Source organism: Prevotella falsenii DSM 22864 = JCM 15124 (assembly GCF_000613945.1).
GTDB classification, from domain to species: domain Bacteria; phylum Bacteroidota; class Bacteroidia; order Bacteroidales; family Bacteroidaceae; genus Prevotella; species Prevotella falsenii.
Genome location: NZ_BAJY01000091.1, coordinates 1 through 582, shown reverse-complemented (window position 1 = coordinate 582; position 582 = coordinate 1). Strand labels below are relative to the sequence as shown.

The window sequence follows — 582 nt, the reverse complement described above, 5'->3', positions numbered from 1 at the left end:
TTTGTGAACCTTCGGAGGTATCAATCTGTAAAATGGAGGAAACAGCATGAGAGCAAGCAATAATTCAAAGAGCAAAAATAGCACGTACAATCATCGCAGTTACTTTGATTGGGGGAGTGATATGCAGATTATCCGAAAAGGAAACGGAGACATTGCTATGACGGAGGGAGAGCTTGTCAGGTTCTTCGGTGTAACATAGAGGAAACTCAACCATAGGCTGCAAACGATAATAAAAACCTCCGACCTGCATCCCGATGAGAGGGTTGCAGGTGAGGAGGAAGTCATAATCAACGGACAACTCAAAGGTTATGCACCGCTCTATCCGCTTCCTGTCATCATCGCCATGTCCTTTCTGTTGGACAGCACGGAAGCGCATTTGTTCAGAAAGTACATAAGTAGAAGATTGCAAACAGAGGCTGCCATTGTAACGCCAATCTTCCTGTTGGGCAATACCAAGAACTGATGAATATATTTCCTTTTTCTTTCATCGATTATATCTTACTACATTACTACAATAAGAGTTAAATCGGTGAAAGAGAAAGAATTAACGTGTAGTTGAGTGCTCAAAACAATTGTACTACG

General features: G+C 41.8%; 1 pseudogene. It reads left to right on the top strand.

The features are described 5' to 3' along the window. The first annotated feature begins 46 nt into the window (after positions 1–46). Positions 47–463 (top strand): annotated as a pseudogene (locus JCM15124_RS15595) (hypothetical protein). The last annotated feature ends 119 nt before the right edge of the window (positions 464–582 follow it).